Below are 26,359 nucleotides of genomic sequence, written 5' to 3'. Positions count from 1 at the left end.
TTTCTGTCAGTGGGTTCCGCCGCCCGGTGTCATAATAAAAATAGAGTAATATGTAAATCCGGCGAAAAATACGGTTAAGTAAGCTCCGAAAATATAAATATACATCCGCTCAGTCAGATTCAAATAAGAAAGAAATACGAAAAAGATCGTCTGTCCAAAAAACAAAAGTGAAGCGTCTTTCATGCCCCCTAAAAAAAACATGACTGCAAATATCCCCGTCCAAAATCCTAACACCCGGAACATGCGATTCATTCCTTATCCCCTCCCGAGAGTCTATCTGAAGTTTATTATAATAGATCGGCACTCAAAATGTAAACATTTTCATGATTATATTTATTGTGGAATTTATGTCTTTCCCTGTGTTTTATATCTTATGCCGCTCTCTGAAAAAGATCCGAAAAATCTTTTTGAAATATGTTTAATGAAAAAAAGTTCAGGGTACTTATGTTAACAAAGAGACGGATTATCCGAGGGAGGAATTTTTAAAAATGAAAGAAGTTATTTTTTATTCATACCCGAGCTGCACATCATGCCGAAAAACGAAACATTGGTTAAAAGCCCACAATGTTGACTTTCAAGAGCGCCATCTATTCAGGGAGACACCGACAATTGATGAATTGAAGCAGATCTTATCATTAACGACTGAAGGAATTGATGAAATATTGGCGACGAGAAGTCAAACATTTAAAAATCTCAACCTGAACATTGAAGAAATGACTGTAAATGAAGTGCTGAAGCTTTTGACTGAGAAGCCGAAACTGCTGCGGCGTCCGATTCTGATCGATCGCAATAAACTCGTTATCGGATACAATCCGGGAGAACTGATGAAGCTGACGAAGAAAAAAACGGTACATCAATCTGTATCATAAGAGAAAAACGAAGATCCGCTGATCAAAATTTATCAGCTAATCTTCGTTTTTTGCGGTTGCGGGACTGGGCTAGCTGGATTCGAACCAACGATCACGGAGTCAAAGTCCATTGCCTTACCGCTTGGCTATAGCCCATCGGATGTAATTACAGTATGTGCGTCCGGCGCCGATTTATACATACAAAGGAATTTGAATGGAGGAGACCCGTGAAACATTTGAGTGAAGCATTATCTCGAACCTTAATTGAAGAATCAGGTGAAATCACACGCCAGTGGCTGCTCATACCAAAATCGGGGCGGCCTACAGATGATCAGAAAGCGGAAATGCAGCACCGTCTGTTAATTGAAATCGTTGCCGGCATTTTATCGGAAAAAGACGGCGGGGAAGAGGAGCTGACGAAATGGGCGCTTCAGTTCGCAAGGGACCGGGCCGTCCATGAAGTACCGGTCTATGAAAGCGTCACGAGCTTTAAAGAATTCCGAAGATTGGTCTGGAACCGCATACAGACGTGCTGTGAAACAATGTCTGAGAAGCCTGGGGCGAATGCGGTATTCCATTGGGGAGAGAAGCTGAACAAAGCAATTGACCATATGATTGAAGTATTTACAGAGGAATATTATAAAGTGACGGTTACACAATTAAACGCCCAAAAAGAAATGATTAACGAACTAAGTGCGCCGATTATGCCGATTGCCGACGGTATTGGAATTTTGCCGCTCGTCGGCGAAATTGACACCTACCGGGCAAAAATGATTTTGGAATCGGTGCTTGACCAATGTTCTTCACTCCGTCTTTCTTATTTATTTTTAGATATATCAGGTGTGCCGATTGTGGATACGATGGTCGCTTATCAGATTTTTAAAGTGATTGACAGCACAAAACTTCTTGGCATAGAAACGACAATCTCAGGCATCAGGCCGGAAATCGCGCAGACCGTCGTGAAGCTCGGCATCGATTTTTCTCAGGTGAAAACGGAGCAGAGTCTGGCGAAAGCGCTGGCAAAAAACGGATTTATCGTAAAAGAATCATTAAGATGATAAAAAGCTGAATGGCCGGGAGGGATGTCTCCCTCAGCTATTCAGCTTTTTCAGCTTCAATCGTAATGATATGATGGCTGTCGATTTCTTTTACCGTAAATGTGTAGCCTTCAAAATCAATGGTGCTCCCGGGCTTCGCGTCAATATGCTGAGTAAGAAACCAGCCCCCGAGTGTATCGACTTGATCAGCCGTAATCTCTGTTCCGAGTACATCATTGACGTCACTGATCAGCAATTTGGCGTTCAGGAGATAGCGGTTCTTCCCAAGCTTTTGAACGGAAGGTGTTTCATCCGTATCAAATTCGTCGCGGATTTCGCCGACGATCTCTTCAATGATGTCTTCCGCCGTTACTAATCCCGCGGTTCCGCCGTACTCATCAATGAGAATGGCCATATGGGCGTGTTCCCGCTGCATTTTAACGAATAATTGATAAATCGGAATCGTCTCAATCACATGGATCGCCGGCTGGATGTAAGGGCTGAGTTCGTGTTTTGTAAACGCCGCTCCTTCTGACAGGAATCTGAATAAAACTTCTTTTATATTGATGATGCCGACTACATGATCTTTATCTCCTTTTACTACGGGATACCGGGTATATTTATTTGTTTTGATAATGTCCCGGAGCATATGTCCCGATCCGCTGTCTAACGGCAGGCTCACCATTTCATTCCGGGGCACCATAATTTCTTTGGCAGTGCGCTTATCAAATGTAAAAATGTTATTTACGTAATGCAGCTCGCTTTTTTTAATCATGCCGCTTCGATAGCTTTCGGCAAGGAGCACCCGCAATTCCTCTTCCGTATAAGCCATTTCATGTTCGGAAGCAGGCTTCAAGCCGAACATGGCTGTAATCAGGCGGGCGGAATGATTGAGCAGCCAGATGAACGGAAACATTAACTTATAAAACAAAATCATCGGTCTGGCAGACAAAAGTGTAATCCGCTCGGCTTTTTGGATAGCAAAACTTTTCGGGGCGAGTTCGCCGATAACGACATTCACATATGTAACCAGCAGAAAGGCGATGATCAATGACAGGACTTGGGCAACCGCTTCGTGAACTCCGGTCTTTAAAAATAACGGCTGAAGCATCGCTTTGACTGTCGGTTCACCCAGCCAGCCGATTCCCAAAGCGGTGACGGTGATGCCCAATTGGCATGCCGATAAATATTCATCGAGGTGTGTAATGACATGCTTGGCTGCTTTTGCTCCTTTTACATCTTCCTCAATGAGCTGATTAATGCGGGAGCGCCTTGCTTTAACGATTGAAAACTCTATGGCGACAAAACATGCCGTTAATAAAATAAATAGTACGATGGCAGATAGTTTGATGATATACAATGTAACGCCTTCCGCGAAGGAAGGCTTGCACCTCCCTTTTTTCGGAATAATACCACTGTAGAAAGCTGCTCAAACATCGAACCTGGTTTAGCCTTCTTCATTTACGGTAATAAAACAAGAAAGCGATACTGGAGGATGACAAGAGATGAAGGTACATTCGGGTGCGGACTGGCTGTGGTACCAGCTCGGTCCGCATGAAAAGACAGAAGCGAAAAAAATGATCCATCACAATCACTGGCCGCAATGCGAAAAGTGGTTTGAACATGAAAATCATATAAACTTTCTGCGCTCAGATACAAATGATCAGAATAATGAAGCGGTTTTCGGTTCTTTAATCTATCATCAAGGATTAGATGATGAAAAAAACCATACCGTATTTCACTTTTATATTACGAGAGACTTCTTTTTTACAATTAATTTTGATTTTTCGCTGTTGCGCGGTGTAAAAGAAAAGCATGCCACACAGCAGATTCAAACCTGTGAAAATCCGATTGAAGGCTTTTTTGTTCTGCTGGGAGAGCTGATGAATTCCTATCTGATCGGACTGGATGAATTTGAAGTCAAGCAGCGGACGCTGAAATGGCAGATTCATGATGACAACAGCAAAGGAATCTTGGAAAATGTGCATAAACTGCGCCATGAGCTGTTCATTTGGAAAGGCCTTACACTGGGGGCTCAAAAAGTGGAAATGGCTTTAAAAGAAGCTTTTCTCCCGAAAAATGACAGGCAGAAAGATTACCTCAGAGCTCATCAAAAGATGGAAAGAGGAATTACATATATCAATGAGTTTGATCAGGAACTGAGCAATCTGCTGCACGCCGAGGAAGTCATTACCTCCCAAAGAGGAAATGAAATTGTGAAAGCCTTGACGATCTTTACAACTCTCTTTACACCGATGACGGCGCTTGGAGCTCTCTGGGGGATGAACTTTGATAACATGCCGGAGCTTCATTGGAAATATGCGTATATCTGTTCCATCGTGCTCATTATTGTATCAACCCTGCTGATTTATATTTATCTGCGGCAGAAAGGCTGGACAGGGGACATTTTGAGGGAGCATCAAAAAAAATATTTGCGGAAAGAAAAGAAACGCTAAGAAGAGCAGGCATACGCCTGCTTTTTTTGATGGCAGAAAATGGCCGAATGGTTCCGGATTTCATTCGGTAAATCAATGTCAGGGGGCTTATTTTTTATTTTTTTACGTTTTACACACTGTAAAACGCATAATCTCTCCTTTGCCGGCTTTTGTGTATCTGATTTACAATACGTGCGGAAGGAGGGAAGTCTTGTGAAAAATATAGAAACATACAGCAGGAACATCATAAACGAGGCCTATATGGCAAGGGCTTCAGATATACACATTGTGCCGAGAGAAAAGGATGCTTTCATTCATTTTCGCATCGGCCATGCTCTTGTGAAAAAAAGAGTCTTAAAAAAAGAGGAATGCGTAAGGCTTATTTCTCATTTTAAGTTTTTATCGGCCATGGATATAGGAGAAAGACGTAAGCCGCAAAACGGGTCATTGTCTCTGCCGCTTCCCACGGAAACCGTTCATTTGAGAATGTCAACCTTGCCGACAATGAATGATGAAAGTCTTGTCATCAGGCTTTTGCCTAAGCGGCAGATTCCCCCTCTGGATAAACTGTCCTTATTTCGGGGGGCGGGCGCCGCACTATTGTCCTTTCTGAAGCATTCGCACGGCCTGCTTCTGTTTACCGGCCCCACCGGATCTGGAAAAACGACCACTCTTTACTCGCTTGTCAACTATGCAAAAAGGCATTTCAACCGGCGTATTGTCACGCTTGAAGACCCCGTAGAAACAAGAGATGAGGATGTGTTGCAAGTTCAGGTGAATGAAAAAGCCGGAGTCACATATTCCGCCGGTTTAAAAGCGATTTTAAGACATGATCCCGATATGATCATTTTAGGGGAAATCAGAGATGCCGAGACGGCTGAAATCGCAGTCCGCGCGGCCATGACGGGACACCTCGTTCTTTCAAGCCTGCATACAAGAGATGCTAAGGGCGCCATATACAGGCTGCTGGAGTTCGGCGTGAACATGACAGAAATTGAACAAACCGTCATTGCTATTGCCGCTCAGCGTCTGGTTGATTTAACATGTCCGTTCTGCAAAGAGGAAAACTGTTCCGTGTACTGCCGGATGTACAGGCAGACACGCCGTGCGGGCATTTATGAACTGCTCTACGGGAAAAACCTCACCCAATGCTTTCAGGAAGCAAAGGGAGAGCACGCCAATTTTCAATATCAGACGCTCCGCAGGCTGATCAGAAAAGGAATCGCGCTCGGCTATGTCACGACCGACAATTACGATCGGTGGGTGTATCATGAAGCGGATTAAACGAACATGGCCGTTGAAGGATCAAGCGGCTTTTTTGAAAAGGCTCGGTGAAATGACGGAAAAAGGATACAGCCTGATTGAAGGGCTCAGACTGCTGCAACTCCAGCTGCATAAACGTCAGCTTGCAGAGCTGAAGGAAGGAATCCGCCGGCTGAGAGAAGGTGATGCGTTTTACCAAGTGCTTGAGGCACTGTCTTTCCACAAAGAAGCCGTCTCTATCTGCTATTTCGCGGAGAAACACGGAGAATTGCCGGGGGCGATGAAACAAAGCGGCGAATTATTACAGAGAAAGCTCATGCAGACGAATCAAATCAAAAAAATGCTCCGGTATCCGATGTTTTTAATTTTTTCCGTCTGTGTCATGTTTTATATCCTGCAAAGTTTAATCATTCCGCAGTTTTCTGGGATTTATCAATCAATGAATATGAATACATCCGGTGCAACTGCTTTCATCTTTGTGTTTTTTCGGCATTTTCATGAAGCCTGCGCACTGGCGCTGTCCGCCGCTTTCTGCTTGTTTTTGTACGTTTGGTTCTTATGTAAGAAAAAATCCCCGCAAGATAAAATGCTGATTGTTGTGAAAATACCCCTATTAGGAAAAGCGGCCGTTCTTTTTAACAGCTACTTTTTCTCTTTACAGCTCAGCAGTCTTCTGAAATCCGGCCTTTCTATCTATGACAGCTTAACAGCTTTTAAAGAACAATCTTTTCTGCCTTTTTATCGTGAAGAAGCAGAGATGCTCATAACACGTCTGAAAGCCGGAGAAACCATAGAATCCGCTCTTTCCGGGCATCCGTGTTATGAAAAAGATCTTGCGGCTGCAGTCAGCCACGGACAGGCAAACGGCCGGCTTCACCGCGAACTTTATACGTACAGCCAGTTTATGATGGAGCGTCTTGAACAAAACGCGGCGAAGTATACCGGCATTCTCCAGCCTGTCATTTACGGTGTTGTGGCCGGTATGATTTTAATTGTCTACATGTCAATGCTGATGCCGATGTACCAGATGATGAACCAAATGTAAGGGAGTGCTTCGTCTGAAAAATCAAGATGGATTTACTTTAATTGAAATGCTGATCGTTTTATTTATCGTTTCCATTCTGCTTTTAATCACCATTCCTAACGTTACAAAACATAATCAAAGCATTCAGCATAAAGGCTGTGAAGGACTGCAGAATATGGTGAAAGCCCAAGTGACGGCGTACGAAATCGACCATGAAGGTAAAATGCCGGATATGAACGATTTACAATCAGAAGGGTATATCAAAAAGAATACAGCCTGCCCGAATGGTAAACAGATCTTAATTAGTGGCGGAGAAGTTACAGTTGAACAATAACAGGCGGACAGAAAATGGGTTTACCCTTCTTGAAAGCCTGATTGTGTTAAGCCTGGCGTCCGTCCTGCTGACGGTTTTGTTCACGACGGTTCCACCGGCCTACACCCACCTTGCCGTGCGGCAAAAAACAGAACAGCTCCAAAAAGATATTCAGCTTGCTCAGGAAACGGCTATCGCAGAACATAAAAGAACAAAAATCACTTTTCTTCCAAAAGAGCATAAATACAAACTGCAGTCAGGCGGAAGGATTGTCGAGCGTTCCTTTGATTCGCTTCACATTACACTTGTGACTTTACCGGAGAGCCTTGAATTTAACGAAAAAGGCCATCCGAATTCGGGAGGAAAGATTCAATTGAAGAGCGCCGGGTTCACCTATGAGATAACAGTTTACTTAGGGAGCGGAAATGTCCATGCTAAACGGAAATAAGGGGTTCTCTACTATTGAAACACTATCAGCAATGGCCATTTGGCTGTTCCTTATGACGTCTATCATTCCGGTCTGGACGGCCATGCTGACAGATGGTCTGAAAATAGAAGATCGCCAGGAAGCGTACCAGCTTCTTCAGAAACATATCAGCACTTATATGATGACCGGAAAAAAGCCGCCGTCTCCCGGTGTGAAGTGGAAGGAGGATGGTGAGTATTACAAAGTGTGTGCGGCTGACCGCGGCGAAAAAGAAATGTGCCTCAGCATTCTCAAAACAGACTGGCTTTACGCTTCTTAATGTTTTGTTCTCCTTAGCAGTCTGTCTTTTCCTATCAGGCACCCTGGGTCCGATTTTACATCTGTTTTTATCAAACCGGACCGATAACGGCGGATTAGACAGCCGGGAGCATCAAATTGCCGTTCAGCAGATCATGAACGAATGTAAACAGGCTGAGACTGTGAAGCCGGCGGACGGCGGACGGGCGTTAGCATGCCGGAAAACAGGAGACGAAGAAGTGCGTTTTGAAATTTATCATAAGATGATAAGGAAAAGAGTAAACGGAAAAGGCCACGTGCCGATCCTGCAAAACGCGGCATCATTAACGGCTGATGTGAAAAACGGCCTGCTCTTATTAGAGATCTCAAGCGTTACAGGTAAAAAGAATCAGGCGGTCATTCCGGTTTACAGCTCTTTTAAAGGTGATTAAATGTACAAATCTGACGGTTTTATATATCCCGCGGTTCTGTTTGTTTCTGCCGCAGTTTTACTTGTCATCAGCTATACTTCCTCTGATTTCATCACCCGAAAAACATTTGCAAAAGAGGCCGGGGAGTACTGGATCGGAGAGAACCTGCTCCAAAACGGCGCGCTGCTGTCAAGCCGCCATATGACACAGGGACAAAAGGTCCAAACTGGTACACAGCGTTTTCCGTATGGCACCGTTTCTTTTCACATCACGGGGAGTGATCGCCGGGAAACGGTTCAGGTTACAATTCAGGCGGAAACCACGACAGGTACGAGACGGGAGGCTCACCTTTTGTTCGATCAGAAGAAGAAACAGCTGATTCAATGGACGGAAGTATAAAAAAGAGGCGGCGGGACAACACTTCATAGTAAAGACAGCACTATGAGGTGAGAGCCGTGAAAACAAATGATTATGTAAAATATATGACTGAGCAATTCGTTAAATATTTCGATACGCCGAAACAGGAACGGAGAGAGCGAAAAGAAGTGCGGAAAGAAAAGAAAGTGCCGGCTTCTCAGCACTGGTTCGGAATATTGCCGTATAGTTTTAAGCTGTGGATGCAGCGGAAAAAATAAAGTGAATCACACGAAAGGTCCTCCTGATACAGGAGGGCCTTATTGGTATTCCTCAATGACGGCAATTTTATTTACCTTTTGGCTGTAGGGATTAAAAGAAATCGTAACAAACACACCAAATTCTTTTGCGCCATCCCGCAATGTCAAGTGGTATTGCTTGACTGCTTCGTCCGTTCTTTTCCGATCCCACACCTTTTGAATAAATAACGTTTGGGCGAGCGGATATCTTTTTTTAGCTTCCTTTTCTGCTAACTTTTCCCATTTTGATTTATGGTGAACAGCATAATAAGGCACCGTTTCCGCCTGAGCTGTTCCTGAAACCCCGAAAACAAGAAGAGAAAGGCAAATCAGACTTTGTTTGATCATCATTCTTCGTCCTTTCGCTGTATATACTTGCCATTTTGTTCTAGGCACCTCGTTATTTTCTCACGTTTTATTAGAAAAAATTCCAAAAAGGTGTGTAATTTGAAGCAAAACGCTGTTTTTAAAAGATACCATTCTCAAAAACGAACAATTTGACCGATTTTGACATTTTTCAAGACGATAATCCTTGATTATACTTTGTTCATACGGTTCTTTAAAGAGAACGGTTGTCATATTTATTAACAGTTTTACAGGGGGGAAGGCATGTTCCGATTGTTGCGAATGGAAAAAAAGGGCAAGGTGAGATGGCGGATGATGCTATTGTTACGGCTTTCGTTCATTTTTTGCCTGTCCGTGACGATATGTGCTCAGTTCACAGGTGATACAAGTTCCTCCTTCAATGATGTGAAAAGCTTCAGTCTCCCGGTTCAAACGTGCGGAGATTTTCAATATACGGATGACGATTGCCGTTATGACGAACGCTGGGATCAAAGTGATTTACATATAACAAATCAAACTGATACGTCAGGCACCGTGTGTGCGCCGCTTCAGCTCTATGCCGAGCTGGAGAATAAGGGAAAAGAGCGGACTGTTTCTGACTGGAAATGGGAGCTCCATAAAATTGCTTCTCAGCAGCAGCCTTTACGAAACGGCAATGTTGTGGATAAAGGGCTTATTACTGATAAAAAAAGCAAAACGATTTATAAAATTGAGTCAAAGCGGTCTTTGAAGCCGGGCATATACGCATTCAAGGTTTACAAGCCTGAAGGGTATCCGGCGGACGAAGAAAAATTTGAGTGGTCAAAACCGATGAAACTCGTCAAATGCCGGGAACAGGCGACCGTTTCCGATCTAAAGAAAACGGAGAAAGAGCCGGCTGAGCCGGTAAAAGAAAGCGGGGAAGAACATGAAAAAAACGCTGAAACTGATCAGTAATATTTTGTATGCCGTCATCTTCAGCTTGATTATTGTGCTGACGTTAACGGTGATTTCGACCCGGGCTTCCGGGGGTGAGCCGGCCATCTTCGGCTATACGCTGAAATCCGTGCTGTCGGGTTCAATGGACCCGGAATTTAAGACGGGTTCGCTCATAGCGGTAAAGAAAATTTCTGACGTGAATGACTTAGAAAAAGGGGATGTGATCACCTTTACCCAAGATGACGGAACAGCCGTCACACACAGAATAATCGGGATCACAAAAAAGGACGGGAACCTGCTGTTTGAGACAAAAGGGGACCATAATGCCGCCTCGGATGCCGCACCCGTTCAAGCTGAAAAAGTGGCGGCCCAGTATACGGGATATCAGCTTCCGTATGCCGGATATGTCATACATTTGGCCAGCCAGCCGATCGGAACGGCGATTCTGTTAATCGTTCCCGGCGTCATGCTCTTGATTTACTCAATAACAGTCATTGTCAGCGCCCTCCGCGATATTGAGCGGAAAACGAAAGCGCTGGAAGAACATGCGAAAAAGGGAACCATCTCCACATGAATACGGTTGCAACCTGGCGACAGGATTTGATAACAAAAATAAAAAGTAAGGGGAGAGTACAAACATGGGTATGAAAAAGAAATTAAGCTTGGGCGTTGCCTCAGCCGCACTCGGTTTAGCATTAGTAGGAGGAGGCACATGGGCCGCATTTAATGATGTGAAGTCGACAGACGCTACATTTGCGTCAGGAACACTTGATTTATCGGCTAAAGAACAATCAGCCAATGTCAATTTGTCAAACTTAAAACCAGGCGATAAATTGACGAAAGATTTTGAATTCAGAAACAATGGTTCACTTGCTATTAAAGAAGTGCTGATGGCTTTGAATTTTACTGACTTTAAAGGAGCAAAGAAAGGAAATGAATCTGCGGAGGATTTCCTCAGTCAGTTTGAAATTACGGTTCTGACAGTCGGTAAAGAAGGGGGCAACGGTTATCCTAAAAATATCATTTTGAAGGCGGCCAGCCTGAAAGACTTATACTTAATGTCAACAAAACAGGATAAAGCAGCTGCCGAAGCGATCAGCAAGCACATTGATCCGAAATTCCTGAGTGAGAGCGGAAAAGTCAATGTAGCAACCATTAACGGCAAAACAGCTCCTGAGTACGACGGAGTTCCGAAAACGCCTGCTGATTATGACCAGGTGAGAATGGAAATCCAATTTAAAAATGACACCGCAAAAACTGCGGACGGATTAAGTGTGCAAAACAAGTTCCAAGGCAATGCGATTTCTCTTCAATTCTCTTTTGAAGCAACGCAATGGAACGGCTTGACCATTACGAAAGATCATACGGATAAAGACGGTTACGTCAAGGAAAATGAAAAGGCTCACAGTGAGGATAAAAACTAATCCGAAAGTCGGACAGTTAAAAGAGGAGTTGTGCACATATGGCGGCACTACTCCTCTTTTTGCGCTTTTCTCCATTTTTGATAATCTAAAAATTCACGAAATTGTTTTTTTGATACCCCGGATGTCATCGCATCGCGAACTAATTTCTCCCATTCACTATCTAATTGACCATCGTATTCGGTTTCATGTTTTTCATCAAGTAAAGTATGAACCGAGACGTCCAGAACAGCGGAGACTTTTTCGAGAAATTGAATGGAGGGGTTCGTCTGTAAATTTCGTTCTATTGAGCTTAAATAAGACTTCGCTACCCCAGCTTTTTCAGCTAGTTCTGATAGTGAGTAGCCTTTTTCTTTTCGGTATTGTTTAATACGCTGGCCAATCAATGTCATCACCTTCCTTGTGATATTATAGCACATTCAGAAAGGATTTACGGTATGACTTCTGGCTGCCTGGATATGTTGAGAAGACTTTTTATGCGAAAGCAGGTATTTGCGTATTTCTTCTAGGCTGATATTTGCTTTTTGGGCTTCTAATATCAGCTCAACCCATTCCTTATCTAATTGCGAAAATTCCATTTTTGCATTTTTCATGCATTTTCTCCTCCTAAAATACTTGTTTATGTATTTCAGCCAATCCGCCCATGACCTTATCTTTACATGTCTGGAAGTGATTCATCGCATGCGAAACGCCAGAAATTTTTTCTATATACTTTTATTATAATATAGAATTTCCAGAAAAAACGGGAAAGGTGTCGAATGGATAACGCTTATCCAGAAAAATTACTTTGCAGGAAAAATAAACCGCCGTTTTCAATCTGAATGTGAATGTTCGGCTGATATAAGGCTTTCAGCGCTTGTTTTTCCAAATGGTATTCCTCAGGTTTTTCCTCTGTCTGCTCATAAAACTGATCGAGCAGCCTGAGGTCCTTTTTCCATCTGGCGATCGCGCTGTCAGCCCAGTCGGACGGCTCTTTGGCGGCAGCGTCTTTTAAGTAATGCTCCATTCTTTTAATTCCGCTTTCCGGCTTAATCATCGGCGATATGGTAAAGCAATAGTCTGATATTTGCGAGGTCAGCGGAAGCGGTGCAAGCTTCTGCTGAAACCCCTCTATAATTGTTCCAGAAACAAGATGCAGGCCTAAAGACAAAAGTCTGTCTTTTTTCATGTCGGATTGGTATGAAATCACTACATTTAATCCAAGCCAGGGCTGAAGCGGCACTCTGGCTCCGGCTGATACAATTTTCTCATATATTCTTGTAAATCTCCCATTTTGTTTAACTGCTTGAAAGATTTGAAAGAGGCGCGGGGCTCCAAAGTAAATAAATTCGCCGTCCATATCCTCCGGAGCCGTTTCTTTATCAGTGATGAACGTGATCTTCATCGGGTTCGGTTCGCCGCCCGTTTTTTCACGCCAATGCCAATAAAACGGGCGGTTCATAATTTGTTTGTCCATCTCGACCGTCAACTGAACCGTCATAAAACCCGGCCCGTGTTCTGTAATCGGACAGTGGTTCGCTTCAAAAAAGCGCAGTAAAAATTCGTGAACCTCCTGCTGTCTCATGTCGCGCTTCCTCCTTTTAGATTAAGATCCTTTTTTTCTGGCGGGCTTTTCCGTACCGTACGACAGAAAAGAGGTGAGATTGTCCATTTTGATTCTCATTTCTTCCTCTGTCAGCGAATGGCATAAAATATCATGCAAATGGTCTTCAAAATTGCTCACTTTGATTTTTGTTAAGATGTCATCTAATTCTCCGACGACATTTTCAAATAATTGAATTTTGTCATACAGAAGTTTTAAGATATGCTCTTCCACCGTATGTTTTGTCGCCATATTGTAGATATGGACATCTCTTTCCTGACCGAGTCTGTGAATCCTTCCGATTCTTTGTTCAAGCCGCATCGGGTTCCACGGGAGGTCATAATTGATAATATGGTTGCAGAATTGCAGGTTGATCCCTTCGCCTCCGGCTTCTGTAGCGATCAGCACCTGCACTTTGCCGCGGAAGAGATCCTTCATCCAGTCTTTTTTTCCGCGTTTAAATCCGCCTCTGAACGGAACGGAGCTTATGCCGTTCTGCTGAAGGAACCATTGCAGGTAAATCTGTGTCGCCCTGTATTCAGTAAAAATAATGACTTTGTCATTAATCTTTTGGATCAAGTCAACAACTTGAATCGCTTTTGAGTTTTGCGTGACTTGATTGATGCGGTCCATTAAATTAGCAATCGTCTGATCATCGAATGCGGGCGCTTGTTTGTCTTTTTGGTCAAGCATTTTTTTGAGCGTCATATACACGGCTTCCCTGCTTGAACAGCATTCTCTTTGCAGCGTCATAATGGAAAATGCGCTGGCGGGCTTTTCCGTGCCGTTTTTCAGTGCGGCGATGTCATCGTAAAGCGCCTGTTCCGTCGGTGAAAAGGTGATCGGCACTGTTTCCACGTGGCGCTTCGTCCATGTAAGGCCGGTGTCGCTCCGCGTGTTGCGGATCATCACCTTATTGACGAGCTCTTTCAAATGCTCATGAGCGTCAATCCCGTCCTTCTGATTGAAGGTTTCTTGAAATCCGCTTTCGTTTCCTAAATGGCCGGGCTTTAACAGTGACACTAAATTGAAGATTTCTTCGATCCGGTTTTGAATCGGCGTCGCCGTCAGAAGCAGGCAGTATTTCTTCACAAGACTTCTCGCAAATTCATAATTTTTCGTTTTGCTGTTTTTGAGCTTGTGCGCCTCGTCAATAATGACGAGATCATACGGAATAGAAAGGACAATGTCTTTGTGAGGCGAGCGTTTGGCCGTATCAATAGAAGAAACGACGATATCGCACTGTTCCCACACATAGCTTTTCTTCTGTTCAACAGCGGGTATTAAAAACTTCTCCTGAAGCTCTTTCACCCACTGGGAAACGAGTGATGCCGGCACAAGAATCAGGATTTTTTTGGCCAGCCCGCGAATCATATATTCTTTTAAAATCAGGCCCGCTTCCACCGTTTTTCCGAGCCCCACTTCATCAGCCAAAATCGCCTTGCCGTTCATTTTTTCAACGACTTTCTGCGCGACCTCAAGCTGATGGGGGAGCGGAGTGAAATCGGGCAGGTATAAAGGAGCCCTCAACCCTTCAAATTCAGGAATGGCAAGGGTCTGCTGGACTTCAGCCGACAGTTTGTACATCTCCCAATTTGACCAGGGACCGTCCGTTTTCAGCCGCTCAGAAAACTCTCCCGGCCAGTTTGCATCAAATATGATCTCTGCTGTCATATGTAACAAAACCGCCTTTCTTTTAAAAAACTGATTTATCATAATTTTTGTTGCCGGACGTAAATGAGGGTGGTAGGATATAAGTAATGATTTCACTAAAAGATATTGCTTTAGTATGTCCATAAAATTGGTAAATATGAGCGAATGACAGCAAGGGGAGAGACTCGGACGAAAGATGGGCGTCCGGGCGCCGAAGGAGCAAACTGCGGAGTGAATCTCTCAGGCAAAAGAACTCTTGCTCGACGCAACTCTGGAGAGTGTCTGCACTTAGAAGAAGCAGGCCACCAAAGGGGACGTCTTTATGATATGTTCATAAAGTAAACTTTCAGGTGCCGGGACAGAGAAACCTTCATTTTCATGAGGTGTTTCTCTGTCCTTTTTTATATGTTTTTACAATGCGCCAATGACTGAAGGGGGAAGATGATGCTGAAACGAACACCGCTTTATGACGTGTATAAAGAATACGGCGGAAAAACGATTGATTTTGGAGGATGGGAGCTGCCGGTTCAATTTTCTTCTATTAAAGAGGAGCATGAAGCCGTCCGCACAAAAGCGGGCCTGTTTGATGTGTCCCATATGGGGGAAGTTGAAGTATCCGGTAAAGACGCCCTGTCTTTTCTGCAAAAAATGATGACAAATGACGTTGCCGATTTAAAGCCGGGAAACGCGCTCTATACCGCCATGTGTTATCCTGACGGCGGTACGGTCGATGACTTGCTGATCTATCAGAAAAGCGAGAGCTGCTATCTGCTCGTGATTAACGCGTCTAATATTGAAAAAGACATCGCCTGGCTGACGGAACATACGGAAGGCGATGTCACGCTGACGAATCAGTCTGACGGGATTTCACTGCTTGCCGTTCAGGGGCCGAATGCTCAGTCGGTTCTTACGAAGCTGACTGAATGTGATTTGTCCTCCTTAAAGCCGTTTACGTTTATTGATGGGGCGGACGTTGCCGGACGCCAAGTCCTGCTTTCAAGAACAGGCTATACCGGTGAAGACGGATTTGAGTTATATTGCCGCAATGAAGATGCGGTTCATCTATTTAAGGAGATACTTGCAGCGGGAGAGCATGAAGGCCTCGTTCCGTGCGGCCTCGGCGCCCGTGATACGCTGAGATTTGAAGCGAAGCTTGCTTTATACGGTCAGGAATTGACGAAAGATATTACACCGATTGAAGCCGGAATCGGATTTGCCGTGAAACACAAGAAAGATTCCGATTTTTTCGGGAAGTCTGTATTGCGCGAACAGAAAGAAAAAGGAGCCCCGCGAAAGCTGGTCGGACTTGAGATGATTGAAAAAGGGATTCCGAGACACGGGTACGCCGTGAAAAAAGACGGTGTTCCGATCGGTGAAGTCACAACAGGCACGCAATCTCCGACTTTAAAGAAAAATATCGGCCTTGCCTTAATCAAAACGGAATTCAGTGAAGTCGGAACGGAAGTAGAAGTGGAAATCCGTAAAAAAACGGTAAAAGCGAAGATTGTCCGCACACCGTTTTATAAACGTCCAAAACAGAGCTGAAAAAGGAGAGTCATATGAAGCATCGATATTTGCCCGCGACAGAACAGGATAAAAAAGAAATGCTGAAAGCCATCGGCGCAGAAACAATTGATGAACTGTTTGCCGATATTCCGGAAGATGTGAGGTTTCAAAAAGACTACCAAATTAAAAAAGCAAAATCAGAAACAGAGCTGACGAGAGAGCTGACGAAGCTTGCGGCGAAAAATAAAGACGCTGTTACATATGCATCTTTTCTGGGCGCAGGAGTGTACGATCACTACCAGCCGGTTATCGTCGATCATGTGATATCCCGATCAGAGTTTTACACGGCATATACGCCTTATCAGCCTGAAATCTCACAAGGAGAGCTGCAGGCGATTTTTGAATTTCAAACGATGATCTGTGAATTAACGGGAATGGATATCGCAAACTCCTCTATGTACGACGGGGGAACGGCGCTGGCGGAAGCGGCGATGCTTGCGTCGGGACATACGAAAAAGAAAAAAATCGTCATTTCCGCAGCCGTTCATCCGGAATCGCGGGATGTTTTGAAAACATACGCAAAGGGCCAATATATTGAGGTTGTAGAGGTGCCCGCGAAAAACGGCGTCACAGATCTTGAAGCATTGGAACATGCCGTTTGTGATGAAACGGCCGCCGTGATCGTCCAGTATCCGAACTTCTTCGGACAAATCGAGCCGTTAAAGGACATTGAGCCGCTCGCACATAAAGGAAACAGCCAGCTGATTGTTTCTTCAAACCCGCTCGCGCTCGGTATTTTGACACCGCCCGGGGCATACGGAGCTGATATCGTTGTCGGGGACGCGCAGCCTTTCGGCATACCTGCGGCGTTCGGCGGCCCGCACTGCGGCTATTTTGCAGTAACGAAAAAACTGATGAGAAAGGTGCCGGGCCGGCTTGTCGGCCAAACGGAAGATGAAAACGGGCGAAGAGGTTTTGTTCTCACTCTTCAGGCGCGCGAGCAGCATATCAGAAGAGACAAAGCCACGTCTAACATTTGTTCAAATCAGGCGCTGAATGCTTTAGCGGCTTCAGTCGCGATGACGGCGCTCGGAAAAAACGGCGTCAAAGACATGGCCCGCCAAAATATATTGAAAGCTGATTACGCGAGACGCCAAGCGGAAAAAGCCGGCTTGCACGTAGCATTTGACGGCCCGATATTTAATGAATTTGCCGTCAGGCTGAATCTTCCCGTCAAGGAAGCAAACCGGCGGCTCCTGCAAGACGGCATCATCGGCGGATATGATTTAGGCCTTGCGTATCCGGAACTGAATCAGCATATGCTCATTGCCGTCACAGAGCTGAGAACAAAAGAAGAGATCGATTCGCTTATTGCGGGATTGGGGGATCAACATGAATAATCAAGATCAGGCGCTTATTTTTGAAATGTCCCGCGAAGGGCGTATCGGTTACAGCCTTCCGGAGCTTGATGTGCCGGAAACAGAGCTTGGAAGCCTTCTTCCCGGTGACTATATCCGCGATGAAGACGCAAAGCTGCCGGAAGTATCAGAGCTCGATATTATGCGGCATTATACCGCTCTTTCTAAGAGGAACCACGGAGTTGATTCAGGCTTTTATCCGCTCGGCTCCTGTACGATGAAATACAATCCGAAATTAAATGAAAAAATTGCCCGGATCGCAGGTTTTTCCGCTATTCATCCGCTTCAGGACGAGGACACGGTTCAGGGGGCGCTTGAGCTTTTATACGATTTAAGCGGACACTTGGAGGAGATTACGGGCATGGACGAGGTGACGCTGCAGCCTGCGGCGGGCGCTCACGGCGAATGGACCGGCCTGATGATGATCCGCGCCTATCACGAAGCGCGGGGAGACTTCGGACGGACGAAGGTGATTGTCCCTGATTCAGCCCACGGTACGAATCCGGCATCCGCCACGGTCGCCGGTTTTGAAACGATTACCGTCAAGTCAAATGAGCACGGGCTGGTTGACATTGAAGATTTGAAAAGAGCGGTAAACGAAGAAACAGCGGCGCTGATGCTGACGAATCCGAACACCCTTGGATTATTTGAGGAAAACATTACGGAAATGGCTGAAATCGTCCATCAGGCCGGCGGAAAGCTTTATTATGACGGAGCGAATTTAAATGCCGTTTTAAGTAAAGCAAGACCGGGAGATATGGGATTTGACGTCGTTCACCTTAATCTGCATAAAACATTTACCGGGCCGCACGGCGGGGGAGGACCGGGCTCAGGTCCGGTCGGAGTGAAAAAAGAATTCATTCCGTATCTGCCGAAACCCGTACTCACGAAAAAAGAGGGCCGTTTGACTTTTGACTATGACCGGCCGCAGTCGATCGGGCGCGTAAAACCTTATTACGGCAACTTCGGCATTAATGTCAGAGCCTACACGTATATCCGTTCCATGGGGCCTGACGGCTTAAAAGCTGTGACCGAAAACGCGGTTTTAAATGCAAATTATATGATGAGAAGACTCGCGCCTTATTATGATCTCCCGTATGACCGTCATTGCAAGCATGAATTTGTGTTATCGGGAAGAAGGCAGAAAAAGCTCGGCGTACGAACGCTTGATATTGCCAAACGGCTTTTGGATTTCGGCTATCATCCGCCGACTGTGTATTTTCCTCTCAATGTTGAAGAAAGCATCATGGTCGAACCGACGGAAACGGAATCAAAGGAAACGCTAGATGCGTTTATAGATGCCATGATTCAAATTGCGCGGGAAGCGGAGGAATCGCCTGAAATCGTTCAGGAAGCGCCGCATACAACAGTTGTCAAAAGAATGGATGAAACCAAGGCGGCAAGAAAGCCCGTTTTAAAATACGAACGTACACTTGACGGCATCCGCTGACACGGTGTAAAAAAAAGAGCTGTCCGTTTTATACGGAAGCTCTTTTTTATGATTAGTTTTTTGCTTTAATTTTTCCGCCCCATTTTTTAAATCCGCCTTTCAGGTTGTAAATATCTTTACAGCCGTGTTTGCGGAGCGTCTGTGCCGCGCGTCCGCTGCGGACATTGTTTTGGCAGTACAGATAAACGGGTTTATCAGGACGGATTTCACTTTTGCGCTGTTTCAGCTGTGACAGCGGAATGTTGCGCGCGCCGAGAATATGGCCGCCTTCAAATTCATTCGGTTCACGGACGTCAATCAGCTGCGCTTTTCTGTAGCCCGCGCGGAATTCCTCTTCCGTAAGTGTTTTCATTAAACGCTGCTGGTAAAAATACGACACGATCATATAAACGATAAACGCCGCAACAATAATTAAAGCAATCATATTAGACAATGCGATTCTACTCCTTTAACTTATAAAATCAAAACCCTGCTTCCTGAAAACAAGGCTTACCGGACGTTTTGGGACAAATACTATTATAGTAAAGCATGAAGCGATTGTCATCCTTAATGAAACGAAATATTTTTCATTTTCAAGGCAGTTTGTTAAACTGATTTTATTAAAACGATAAAGAAGGGTTCAGTGTATGGAAAAAGAAACATGGCGGTTTATTGACTCAGGGAACGAAAGCCCGGCATTTAACATGGCGCTGGATGAAGCGCTTTTATATTGGCACAGCCAAAAAAAAATTCCACCGGTGATCCGTTTTTACGGCTGGAATCCGGCAACTTTGTCTGTCGGGTATTTTCAAAATATTAAGAAGGAAATTAACTTTGACGCAGTACATAAACACGGCCTCGGGTTTGTCAGAAGACCGACAGGCGGACGGGGTGTTCTGCATGATAAAGAATTGACATACAGCGTAATCGTTTCAGAGGATCACCCGGAAATGCCGGCCACGGTGACAGAGGCGTACCGGGTGATTTCAGAAGGTATTCTGCAGGGATTCAGAAACCTTGGACTTGATGCCTGCTTTGCGATTCCGCGAACGGAGAAAGAAAAAGAAAGCTTGAAAAATCCGCGCTCGTCCGTCTGCTTTGATGCGCCTTCGTGGTATGAACTGGTCGTCGAAGGACGGAAAGTTGCCGGAAGCGCACAGACACGCCAAAAAGGCGTCATTCTTCAGCACGGTTCCATCCTGCTTGACATTGATGAGGATAAGCTGTTTGATCTGTTTTTATATCCGAGCGACAGAGTCCGTGAGCGCATGCAGCGGAATTTCAAAAACAAGGCGGTAGCCATCAACGCCTTAGCGCCGAAACGGGTAACGATGGATGAGGCCAGAATCGCTTTTAAAGCCGGTTTTGAGGAAGGGCTGAACATTCATCTTGAGCCTTACACACTCACGTCTGAAGAGCTTGCATTTGTCAATGAGCTGGCTGAGACGAAATACGCGTCTGATGAATGGAATTATAAGCGCTGATAAGGCTTGACAGACCGGAAGCATCCTTGTTTTTTCATGACCGTTAGTGTAAACTTGTAATGGTTTATAAAGTTAAGGTGCTTTTTGGGAGGGTTACTTATGACAACACCAAGTATGGAAGATTATATTGAACAGATTTATATGCTGATAGAAGAAAAAGGATATGCACGGGTTTCTGATATCGCGGAAGCTTTGGCAGTCCACCCCTCCTCTGTAACGAAAATGGTTCAAAAACTAGATAAAGACGAGTATTTGATTTATGAAAAATATCGCGGGCTCGTATTGACGTCAAAAGGCAAAAAGATCGGCAAACGGCTCGTATACAGACACGAATTGCTTGAGCAGTTTTTAAGAATCATTGGTGTTGATGAAGAGAAGATTTACAATGATGTTGAAGGAATCGAACATCATCTGAGCTGGAACAGCATTGACCGCATCGGCGACCTCGTTCAGTATTTTGAAGATGACGAAAGCCGGAAAAAAGAATTGAAATCCGTACAGAAAAAAACCGAAAATCCCGGTGAATAAAGGGCAGCCCGAAATGGGGCGCCCTTTTTTTAATGTCTTCATTCTTTGGTCTATTTCGCCCAGCCGTTTCTTAAAATAATAATACACCTTGAGATGGAAGGGAGAGGGCGCGCTATGCAGATTGACGGCGTATTTTCGGGCGGGGGGATAAAAGGGGTGGCGCTTGCCGGCGCTTATGAAGCGCTGGAAGAAAAGGGCTTTCGCTTTGAAAGGCTCGCCGGAACAAGCGCCGGCGCAATTATTGCCGCATTTATCGCTGCGGGCTATACGAGCAGAGAGGTTCATTCCATCATAGATGAGGTGGACGGAAGGCAATTGCTTGATCAGAGATACTCATTCCTCCCGCTGAAAATCCTGCGGTGGGTGTCGATATATTGGCGCCTCGGACTATACAGAGGCGATATGCTGGAAAAATGGATTGCGGATAAATTAAAAGCGAAGGGTATCATCGCGTTCGGCGATTTGAAAAAAGGCTCGCTCCGTCTCATCGCTTCAGATCTGACGAACGGAACGATGATCGTGCTTCCTGACGATCTTCCCCGCTACGGATTAAATCCGGAGATGTTCCCGGTTGCCAGAGCCGTCAGAATGAGCTGCAGCATTCCTTATTTTTTTGAACCGATAAAACTGAAGACAGAAAAAGGCACCTCAACGGTTGTTGACGGCGGCGTGTTAAGCAATTTCCCGATTTGGCTGTATTCAAAAGAACGCAAACGGCCGGTCGTCGGAATTTCGCTTTCGCCCAACGAAAAAGAGCGCCCGAAAAAAACAATCCGCAACGCTTTTGAGCTGTTCGGGGCTTTGTTTGAAACGATGAAAGACGCTCATGATGCCAGGCATATCGCGACAAAGTACGAACAAAATATTATTTTTATTCCGGTGGAACATGTGATGGCGACGGAGTTTCATCTCACACCGCAAAAAAAACTAGCTCTCATTGAGCTAGGAAAAAGCAGAACAGAGCAATTTTTGAAGCAATGGAGTTATTAAAAAAGCGCTCTGTTTTTCTTTTTATTCTTTTTGCCTTCTATGACGGTAAGCTGGGTCTGGCTTTTTTTCTTAAGAATCATCGGCTTCGGTCTGCTGCTGCTCGGCACGCTCCGCAAATGGCTGACCCGGCCTCTGTGTCCGGCGCGGTGCTTCGCTTTTTGCTCCTTCATTCGGAGCCGCGATTGTCTGGCCGCTTTTCTGAAAGCGGTTCCGTCACGGCCGGTGCGGCGGTTCAGGACCGTCCTCACGATAAAATAAATAATGATGCCTGCGATAATAACGGTGATCGCTCTTGAAATCATCTGCCCGGGGTTGGTTACCGCCGCATAAATGAAACCGAATGCGCCAAGCGCTATCAATACAGCAAAAAAAGGTTGTACACGATGATTCATAACTGCCCACCTCCAAAATAATAACGGTAACGGTTCAGATTACGTTGTGAGACGGTTTTTCGCTCTGTTCTGAAATGTCTTCCAGTCTGAGAAGCTCGTTAAAGCTTTCTATGGCAACCTCGACCTGGTCATCCGCCGGTTCCTTTGTCGTTAAAAGCTGCAGCCACAGGCCGGGATAACCGAGCACTTTCAAAACGGGGATATTCCGCACTCTGTTCGTCAGCTGGAGCACTTCAAAGGAGATGCCGAGAACGACCGGTATAAGCGCAATCCTGTCTAAAATCCGCACCCAAAGCGGATCTGTCGGAACGAGTAAATAGATGAACATGCCGACAATGATCGTAAATAAAATAAAGCTTGAACCGCAACGGTAATGAAGCCGTGACTGTTTCTGAACATTTTCTATTGTGATTGGCAAATTCTGTTCATAACAGTTTATGACCTTATGTTCGGCTCCATGATATTGAAACACTCTTTTAATTAACGGCGTCATTGATAAAAAATAAATGTAGCCGAGAAGCAGAATAAGCTTAAACAGACTTTCGATTCCGATCTGCGCGGCGTCTGAGGAAAATACGGGCCTTACAAGCTCCGCTAAGAAGACCGGGACGAGCGTAAAAACGAATTTGCTGAACAAAAACGACAGAACGCCGATCACCGCCAGGCTGAAAAACATCGATAAGCCCGAACCTTTCTTATCTTCCTGCTCCAGCTTTGCGTCATCTTGAGGATCAAGCCCGTAACGTTCGCTGGAAAAGTTTAAATGCTTTGTGCCGTTGGCGCTCGCCTCAATGATGGCGACGATTCCCCGCAAAAAAGGAATCTTTTTTAAAGCCGAAAGCTTGGCGTTCGGCACTCTCGGAAGCTTGAAAAAATCAATGCTTCCGTCATTCCTGCGGATGGCGGTAACATAATTTTTTCTGCCGCCGAACATGACCCCTTCAACGACAGCCTGCCCGCCGTAAGCAGGGGGCGTTTTTTGTTTGGACATTGTTTATCAACCTGCCTGTTTTTTTAGGATTTACTAACCATTTCCTTTCACTCTATTGTACAGGAAACCGCGGTAAACCTCTAGTTAGACAGCCGGAAAATCAATGCTTTTTCTACATGCAGTATACCCCGTTTCTTTAGATTTTACTCATTGAATGAAAATATGGCGCAGCTTTTTATGACTTTTCAATTTTGGGGCAGTCTATGACTGGAGGTGCCATGATGACAAGCGAAAAACATTCAGAACAGGAAGAAAAAAAGAAGCAGGATGATGATCAGCAGCCTGTTTCATTTACCGGCAGAATTTGCGGTATCGGATTTGCCGGCGGTGTATTTTGGAGTTTGATCGGCTATCTCGGGTATGTCTTTCATTTTTCAGAGATCAGCCCCAACATGATTCTTCAGCCGTTTATGATCGGAGAATGGAAAAAACAATGGCTCGGCACGATGGTCAGCATCGTTGTCATCGGGTTCATTTCAATTGCCGGGGCGTTTATTTATTTCGTCTGCCTGAAACGTTTTAAAACCATGTGGCCGGGGATGGTGTACGGCGTCATTTTATGGTGTGCGGTTTTTTTCTTATTCAATCCGATTTTCGAAGATGTGAAATCCGTCACTGAATTGAAATCAGATACAATCGTGACGACGCTTTGCCTTTACATTCTGTACGGTTTGTTTGTCGGCTACTCAATTTCCTTCAACTACAATGAACTTACGTCAGACAAGCTTGCAAGGGCGCTTGGCAACAAGTGAATAAGTGTATAATCCCTGTCCGGTATGGTAAAATGTTCACGAGAAGTGAACATTTTTTATGCTGAAAACCGGGCGGGGATGCTCCCGCGTTGTCAGGCGGCAGTCAAGAATCGGCGAGGAGGAGAAAGGGAATGAAACTTGAGAAATTGCGAAATCTTTTCGGTCAGCTGGATATAGACGGAATGTTGGTGACAAGCTCCGCCAATCTGCAGTATATGACGGGATTTACGGGTTCGTCAGGCCTTGCGGTCATATCGAAAGAACGTGCGGCATTTATCACGGATTTCCGTTACACCGAGCAGGCGAAGACGCAAGTGAAGGGTTTTGACATTATCGAGCACGGCGGAAGCTTAATCCAAACGGCTGCGGATACGATTCTTGAGTACGGCATTAAAAAACTCGGCTTCGAGCAAAACAGCATGACGTACGGAACATATGCATCCTACCAAGCGGTGCTGCAGGAAGCGGAGATGGTTCCCGTCGCGGATTCCGTTGAAAAGTTGCGCTTGATTAAGTCAAGTGAAGAGATTAAGATATTAGAGGAAGCTGCGAAGATTGCGGATGATGCGTTTGAACATATTCTGACGTTTATCAAACCGGGCATCTCAGAGATTTCAGTTGCAAACGAGCTTGAATTTTATATGAGACGTCAAGGAGCAGACGGCTCTTCCTTTGATATGATCGTCGCCTCGGGAGTCAGATCCAGCCTTCCCCACGGAGTGGCAAGCGGCAAATTGATTGAAAAGGGAGACTTGGTCACGCTCGATTTCGGCGCTTATTATAAAGGCTATTGTTCTGATATCACACGCACCGTCGCGGTCGGAGAGCCAAGTGATAAACTGAAAGAGATTTATCAGGTCGTATACGATGCCCAAGCGCTTGGTGTCCTGCATATTAAACCCGGCATGACGGGAAAAGAAGCGGACGCCCTGACGAGGGATCACATCACTGCAAAAGGCTACGGACAGTATTTCGGCCATTCGACAGGACACGGGTTCGGAATGGAAGTCCATGAATCACCGGGGCTGTCTTTCAGGTCATCGGCCGTTCTTGAGCCGGGCATGGCGGTAACGGTTGAGCCGGGCATATACATACCGGAAGTTGGGGGCGCAAGAATCGAAGATGATATCATCATCACTGACGACGGCAACCGGACAATTACGCATTCCCCTAAAGAATTAATTATTTTGTGATCGGAATATAGGAGGACATCAAACATGATTTCAGTTAACGATTTTCGTACAGGACTAACGATTGAAGTAGACGGCGGCATTTGGCGCGTCGTTGACTTCCAGCACGTAAAGCCGGGAAAAGGAGCGGCATTTGTCCGTTCTAAATTGCGTAACCTCCGCACGGGCGCTATTCAGGAGAAAACATTCCGTGCAGGTGAAAAAGTCGCGAAAGCTCAAATCGAAACAAAAACGATGCAGTATCTTTATGCCAACGGCGATCAGCACGTGTTCATGGATACAAGCTCATATGAACAGCTTGAATTGAACGAAAACCAAATCGAAGAAGAATTGAAATATCTTCTGGAAAATATGTCTGTGCACATCATGATGTATCAGTCTGAAACGCTCGGTATTGAACTGCCGAACACAGTTGAACTGAAAGTTGTTGAAACAGAGCCGGGAATTAAAGGCGACACGGCGTCAGGCGGCACAAAACCTGCCAAAACGGAAACAGGTCTTGTCGTAAACGTACCGTTTTTCGTGAACGAAGGCGATACGCTGGTTGTAAATACATCAGACGGCTCTTACGTGTCAAGAGCGTAGTCAAAGACATTCGGAGTCTGCTCCTTTTACGGGGCAGGCTTTTTTTGCGTTCTGCCTCAGAATCTTTCTTCTATATGAAAATAGTGAGACTACTTCCGTCAGCTAGAGCATATAGTGTAACAAAATGCTTGAAGTTGGGGGATTGCAATGAAATTTTTGTTTGGTTCAATCAATTCTACTGTTTTAACGATGGCCGGTTTACGAGTTTTGTCCTCGCTCATTGAATTATCGGCCGCTATTATCATGCTTTTGACAAACGACATCAGAAAGGCAGTTGTGGTGAATAGTATTTTGGCAATCGTTGGCCCGCTGATCTTTATCATCACAATGACGATCGGCATTTATCAGATTGCCGGACAGCTCTCATATGCAAAATTAATATTGATTTTTGCGGGAGTGGTGCTGATTTTGGCCGGTGTGCATAAATAGAGGGCCGGGGTGTCATAAAGTCTGTCCCGGATCATACAT

The 26,359-nt window shown here is 45.1% G+C and carries 34 protein-coding genes, 1 tRNA gene and 1 riboswitch; of the genes, 24 read left to right on the top strand and 11 right to left on the bottom strand.

The features are described 5' to 3' along the window. Nucleotides 1–6: 6 nt before the first annotated feature. Entirely contained in the window at nucleotides 7–252 is a 246-nt protein-coding gene (locus NYE62_RS12970) for a DUF2626 domain-containing protein (protein WP_003153078.1), read from the bottom strand. Between the two features lie 236 nt (nucleotides 253–488). Between NYE62_RS12970 and NYE62_RS12965 the strand changes: the two genes are divergently transcribed. After that, nucleotides 489–869, top strand: a complete 381-nt coding sequence (locus NYE62_RS12965; protein ID WP_064115382.1) for a Spx/MgsR family RNA polymerase-binding regulatory protein — start codon at nucleotides 489–491, stop codon at nucleotides 867–869. A 64-nt stretch (nucleotides 870–933) separates the two neighbouring features. Here the strand turns inward: NYE62_RS12965 and NYE62_RS12960 are convergent. After that, a tRNA-Gln gene (locus NYE62_RS12960) sits at nucleotides 934–1,004 on the bottom strand. A 71-nt stretch (nucleotides 1,005–1,075) separates the two neighbouring features. Between NYE62_RS12960 and NYE62_RS12955 the strand changes: the two genes are divergently transcribed. After that, on the top strand, nucleotides 1,076–1,906 hold the full coding sequence (locus NYE62_RS12955) for an STAS domain-containing protein (protein WP_015417821.1): 831 nt from the start codon (nucleotides 1,076–1,078) through the stop codon (nucleotides 1,904–1,906). A 37-nt stretch (nucleotides 1,907–1,943) separates the two neighbouring features. Here NYE62_RS12955 and NYE62_RS12950 read toward each other — a convergent pair whose 3' ends face one another. Next, nucleotides 1,944–3,245 (bottom strand): hemolysin family protein, encoded by a 1,302-nt coding sequence (locus tag NYE62_RS12950; RefSeq protein ID WP_012117986.1) that lies wholly within the window; start codon nucleotides 3,243–3,245, stop codon nucleotides 1,944–1,946. A gap of 145 nt (nucleotides 3,246–3,390) precedes the next feature. Between NYE62_RS12950 and NYE62_RS12945 the strand changes: the two genes are divergently transcribed. The 9 genes from NYE62_RS12945 to NYE62_RS12905 all read left to right on the top strand — a co-directional run bounded on the left by NYE62_RS12945 (nucleotide 3,391) and on the right by NYE62_RS12905 (nucleotide 8,689). Beyond that, a complete protein-coding gene (locus NYE62_RS12945) occupies nucleotides 3,391–4,341 on the top strand; it encodes a magnesium transporter CorA family protein (protein WP_015417820.1) in 951 nt (316 codons plus the stop codon). A gap of 192 nt (nucleotides 4,342–4,533) precedes the next feature. After that, nucleotides 4,534–5,604 carry a competence type IV pilus ATPase ComGA gene (comGA, locus tag NYE62_RS12940; protein WP_342496986.1) on the top strand — a complete coding sequence of 357 codons (1,071 nt, stop codon included), beginning with the start codon at nucleotides 4,534–4,536 and terminating at the stop codon, nucleotides 5,602–5,604. Continuing rightward, entirely contained in the window at nucleotides 5,591–6,628 is a 1,038-nt protein-coding gene (gene comGB / locus NYE62_RS12935; protein ID WP_342496985.1) for a competence type IV pilus assembly protein ComGB, read from the top strand. The genes comGA and comGB overlap by 14 nt, the downstream gene beginning before the upstream one ends. A gap of 4 nt (nucleotides 6,629–6,632) precedes the next feature. Continuing rightward, a complete protein-coding gene (gene comGC, locus NYE62_RS12930; RefSeq protein WP_003153087.1) occupies nucleotides 6,633–6,941 on the top strand; it encodes a competence type IV pilus major pilin ComGC in 309 nt (102 codons plus the stop codon). Beyond that, entirely contained in the window at nucleotides 6,931–7,368 is a 438-nt protein-coding gene (comGD, locus tag NYE62_RS12925) for a competence type IV pilus minor pilin ComGD (RefSeq protein ID WP_012117983.1), read from the top strand. The genes comGC and comGD overlap by 11 nt, the downstream gene beginning before the upstream one ends. Further along, complete coding sequence (comGE, locus tag NYE62_RS12920; RefSeq protein ID WP_144663989.1) at nucleotides 7,352–7,666, top strand: competence type IV pilus minor pilin ComGE; 315 nt, start codon at nucleotides 7,352–7,354, stop codon at nucleotides 7,664–7,666. Before comGD ends, comGE begins: the two co-directional genes overlap by 17 nt. Beyond that, nucleotides 7,575–8,075 (top strand): competence type IV pilus minor pilin ComGF, encoded by a 501-nt coding sequence (gene comGF / locus NYE62_RS12915; RefSeq protein WP_260854721.1) that lies wholly within the window; start codon nucleotides 7,575–7,577, stop codon nucleotides 8,073–8,075. Before comGE ends, comGF begins: the two co-directional genes overlap by 92 nt. Then, on the top strand, nucleotides 8,076–8,453 hold the full coding sequence (comGG, locus tag NYE62_RS12910; RefSeq protein WP_015417814.1) for a competence type IV pilus minor pilin ComGG: 378 nt from the start codon (nucleotides 8,076–8,078) through the stop codon (nucleotides 8,451–8,453). Between the two features lie 56 nt (nucleotides 8,454–8,509). After that, nucleotides 8,510–8,689 carry a YqzE family protein gene (locus NYE62_RS12905; protein WP_003153093.1) on the top strand — a complete coding sequence of 60 codons (180 nt, stop codon included), beginning with the start codon at nucleotides 8,510–8,512 and terminating at the stop codon, nucleotides 8,687–8,689. A gap of 39 nt (nucleotides 8,690–8,728) precedes the next feature. On the opposite strand, the gene NYE62_RS12900 is transcribed toward NYE62_RS12905, so the two are convergent. After that, nucleotides 8,729–9,058, bottom strand: coding sequence for a DUF3889 domain-containing protein (locus NYE62_RS12900; RefSeq protein WP_012117979.1), 330 nt, complete (start codon nucleotides 9,056–9,058; stop codon nucleotides 8,729–8,731). Nucleotides 9,059–9,316: 258 nt separating this feature from the next. Here NYE62_RS12900 and tapA point away from each other — a divergent pair, with 258 nt between their 5' ends. The 3 genes from tapA to NYE62_RS12885 all read left to right on the top strand — a co-directional run bounded on the left by tapA (nucleotide 9,317) and on the right by NYE62_RS12885 (nucleotide 11,394). Beyond that, on the top strand, nucleotides 9,317–9,988 hold the full coding sequence (gene tapA, locus NYE62_RS12895) for an amyloid fiber anchoring/assembly protein TapA (protein WP_095352946.1): 672 nt from the start codon (nucleotides 9,317–9,319) through the stop codon (nucleotides 9,986–9,988). Continuing rightward, entirely contained in the window at nucleotides 9,960–10,544 is a 585-nt protein-coding gene (locus NYE62_RS12890; RefSeq protein ID WP_144663990.1) for a signal peptidase I, read from the top strand. The genes tapA and NYE62_RS12890 overlap by 29 nt, the downstream gene beginning before the upstream one ends. Before the next feature lie 64 nt (nucleotides 10,545–10,608). Next, on the top strand, nucleotides 10,609–11,394 hold the full coding sequence (locus NYE62_RS12885) for a TasA family protein (protein WP_007408329.1): 786 nt from the start codon (nucleotides 10,609–10,611) through the stop codon (nucleotides 11,392–11,394). A gap of 47 nt (nucleotides 11,395–11,441) precedes the next feature. Here NYE62_RS12885 and sinR read toward each other — a convergent pair whose 3' ends face one another. From sinR to NYE62_RS12865, 4 genes are all read right to left on the bottom strand, one after another. Next, the gene (sinR, locus tag NYE62_RS12880; RefSeq protein ID WP_003153104.1) at nucleotides 11,442–11,777 is read right to left on the bottom strand and encodes a transcriptional regulator SinR; all 336 of its coding nucleotides are present in this window, start codon (nucleotides 11,775–11,777) and stop codon (nucleotides 11,442–11,444) included. A gap of 33 nt (nucleotides 11,778–11,810) precedes the next feature. Beyond that, nucleotides 11,811–11,984 (bottom strand): anti-repressor SinI family protein, encoded by a 174-nt coding sequence (locus NYE62_RS12875; RefSeq protein ID WP_003153105.1) that lies wholly within the window; start codon nucleotides 11,982–11,984, stop codon nucleotides 11,811–11,813. A 176-nt stretch (nucleotides 11,985–12,160) separates the two neighbouring features. Continuing rightward, the gene (locus NYE62_RS12870; protein WP_007408330.1) at nucleotides 12,161–12,955 is read right to left on the bottom strand and encodes a YqhG family protein; all 795 of its coding nucleotides are present in this window, start codon (nucleotides 12,953–12,955) and stop codon (nucleotides 12,161–12,163) included. A gap of 21 nt (nucleotides 12,956–12,976) precedes the next feature. Further along, nucleotides 12,977–14,647 (bottom strand): SNF2-related protein, encoded by a 1,671-nt coding sequence (locus tag NYE62_RS12865; protein ID WP_063094778.1) that lies wholly within the window; start codon nucleotides 14,645–14,647, stop codon nucleotides 12,977–12,979. Between the two features lie 144 nt (nucleotides 14,648–14,791). Continuing rightward, nucleotides 14,792–14,892: riboswitch (glycine riboswitch) on the top strand. A gap of 178 nt (nucleotides 14,893–15,070) precedes the next feature. Between NYE62_RS12865 and gcvT the strand changes: the two genes are divergently transcribed. From gcvT to gcvPB, 3 genes are read left to right on the top strand one after another with little or no spacing between them, the layout of a single operon-like run. Then, nucleotides 15,071–16,171 carry a glycine cleavage system aminomethyltransferase GcvT gene (gene gcvT, locus NYE62_RS12860; protein WP_015240202.1) on the top strand — a complete coding sequence of 367 codons (1,101 nt, stop codon included), beginning with the start codon at nucleotides 15,071–15,073 and terminating at the stop codon, nucleotides 16,169–16,171. A gap of 14 nt (nucleotides 16,172–16,185) precedes the next feature. Continuing rightward, the gene (gene gcvPA, locus NYE62_RS12855) at nucleotides 16,186–17,532 is read left to right on the top strand and encodes an aminomethyl-transferring glycine dehydrogenase subunit GcvPA (RefSeq protein WP_015417808.1); all 1,347 of its coding nucleotides are present in this window, start codon (nucleotides 16,186–16,188) and stop codon (nucleotides 17,530–17,532) included. Then, entirely contained in the window at nucleotides 17,525–19,000 is a 1,476-nt protein-coding gene (gene gcvPB, locus NYE62_RS12850) for an aminomethyl-transferring glycine dehydrogenase subunit GcvPB (protein WP_144464129.1), read from the top strand. The genes gcvPA and gcvPB overlap by 8 nt, the downstream gene beginning before the upstream one ends. A 52-nt stretch (nucleotides 19,001–19,052) precedes the next feature. Here the strand turns inward: gcvPB and NYE62_RS12845 are convergent, their stop codons facing one another. After that, a complete protein-coding gene (locus tag NYE62_RS12845) occupies nucleotides 19,053–19,433 on the bottom strand; it encodes a rhodanese-like domain-containing protein (RefSeq protein WP_007408335.1) in 381 nt (126 codons plus the stop codon). Nucleotides 19,434–19,626: 193 nt separating this feature from the next. On the opposite strand from NYE62_RS12845, the gene NYE62_RS12840 reads away from it, so the two are divergent. From NYE62_RS12840 to NYE62_RS12830, 3 genes are all read left to right on the top strand, one after another. Then, on the top strand, nucleotides 19,627–20,463 hold the full coding sequence (locus NYE62_RS12840; protein WP_003153114.1) for a biotin/lipoate A/B protein ligase family protein: 837 nt from the start codon (nucleotides 19,627–19,629) through the stop codon (nucleotides 20,461–20,463). Nucleotides 20,464–20,562: 99 nt separating this feature from the next. After that, complete coding sequence (gene mntR, locus NYE62_RS12835; protein WP_007408338.1) at nucleotides 20,563–20,991, top strand: transcriptional regulator MntR; 429 nt, start codon at nucleotides 20,563–20,565, stop codon at nucleotides 20,989–20,991. Between the two features lie 114 nt (nucleotides 20,992–21,105). Beyond that, a complete protein-coding gene (locus tag NYE62_RS12830) occupies nucleotides 21,106–21,981 on the top strand; it encodes a patatin-like phospholipase family protein (protein ID WP_342496984.1) in 876 nt (291 codons plus the stop codon). Here the strand turns inward: NYE62_RS12830 and NYE62_RS12825 are convergent. Together NYE62_RS12825 and NYE62_RS12820 are read right to left on the bottom strand one after the other, a co-directional pair. Further along, entirely contained in the window at nucleotides 21,978–22,373 is a 396-nt protein-coding gene (locus tag NYE62_RS12825) for an SA1362 family protein (protein WP_007408340.1), read from the bottom strand. The genes NYE62_RS12830 and NYE62_RS12825 overlap by 4 nt on opposite strands. 34 nt (nucleotides 22,374–22,407) lie before the next feature. After that, nucleotides 22,408–23,364 (bottom strand): DUF1385 domain-containing protein, encoded by a 957-nt coding sequence (locus NYE62_RS12820; protein WP_007408341.1) that lies wholly within the window; start codon nucleotides 23,362–23,364, stop codon nucleotides 22,408–22,410. Between the two features lie 221 nt (nucleotides 23,365–23,585). Here NYE62_RS12820 and NYE62_RS12815 point away from each other — a divergent pair, with 221 nt between their 5' ends. The 4 genes from NYE62_RS12815 to NYE62_RS12800 all read left to right on the top strand — a co-directional run bounded on the left by NYE62_RS12815 (nucleotide 23,586) and on the right by NYE62_RS12800 (nucleotide 26,320). Then, the gene (locus tag NYE62_RS12815; protein ID WP_003153121.1) at nucleotides 23,586–24,116 is read left to right on the top strand and encodes a YqhR family membrane protein; all 531 of its coding nucleotides are present in this window, start codon (nucleotides 23,586–23,588) and stop codon (nucleotides 24,114–24,116) included. A gap of 131 nt (nucleotides 24,117–24,247) precedes the next feature. After that, the gene (locus NYE62_RS12810) at nucleotides 24,248–25,309 is read left to right on the top strand and encodes a Xaa-Pro peptidase family protein (protein WP_032870608.1); all 1,062 of its coding nucleotides are present in this window, start codon (nucleotides 24,248–24,250) and stop codon (nucleotides 25,307–25,309) included. Between the two features lie 24 nt (nucleotides 25,310–25,333). After that, nucleotides 25,334–25,891: an elongation factor P gene (gene efp, locus NYE62_RS12805; protein ID WP_003153123.1), complete on the top strand. Its 558-nt coding sequence runs from the start codon at nucleotides 25,334–25,336 to the stop codon at nucleotides 25,889–25,891. A 147-nt stretch (nucleotides 25,892–26,038) separates the two neighbouring features. Continuing rightward, a complete protein-coding gene (locus tag NYE62_RS12800; RefSeq protein WP_003153124.1) occupies nucleotides 26,039–26,320 on the top strand; it encodes a YqhV family protein in 282 nt (93 codons plus the stop codon). Nucleotides 26,321–26,359: the final 39 nt, after the last annotated feature.

Origin of the sequence: Bacillus sp. FSL K6-2861, assembly GCF_038630725.1 — a bacterium.
Lineage (GTDB): Bacteria > Bacillota > Bacilli > Bacillales > Bacillaceae > Bacillus > Bacillus velezensis.
Note: the sequence above shows the minus strand (reverse complement) of the source record. Positions and strands in the feature narration are given on the sequence as shown.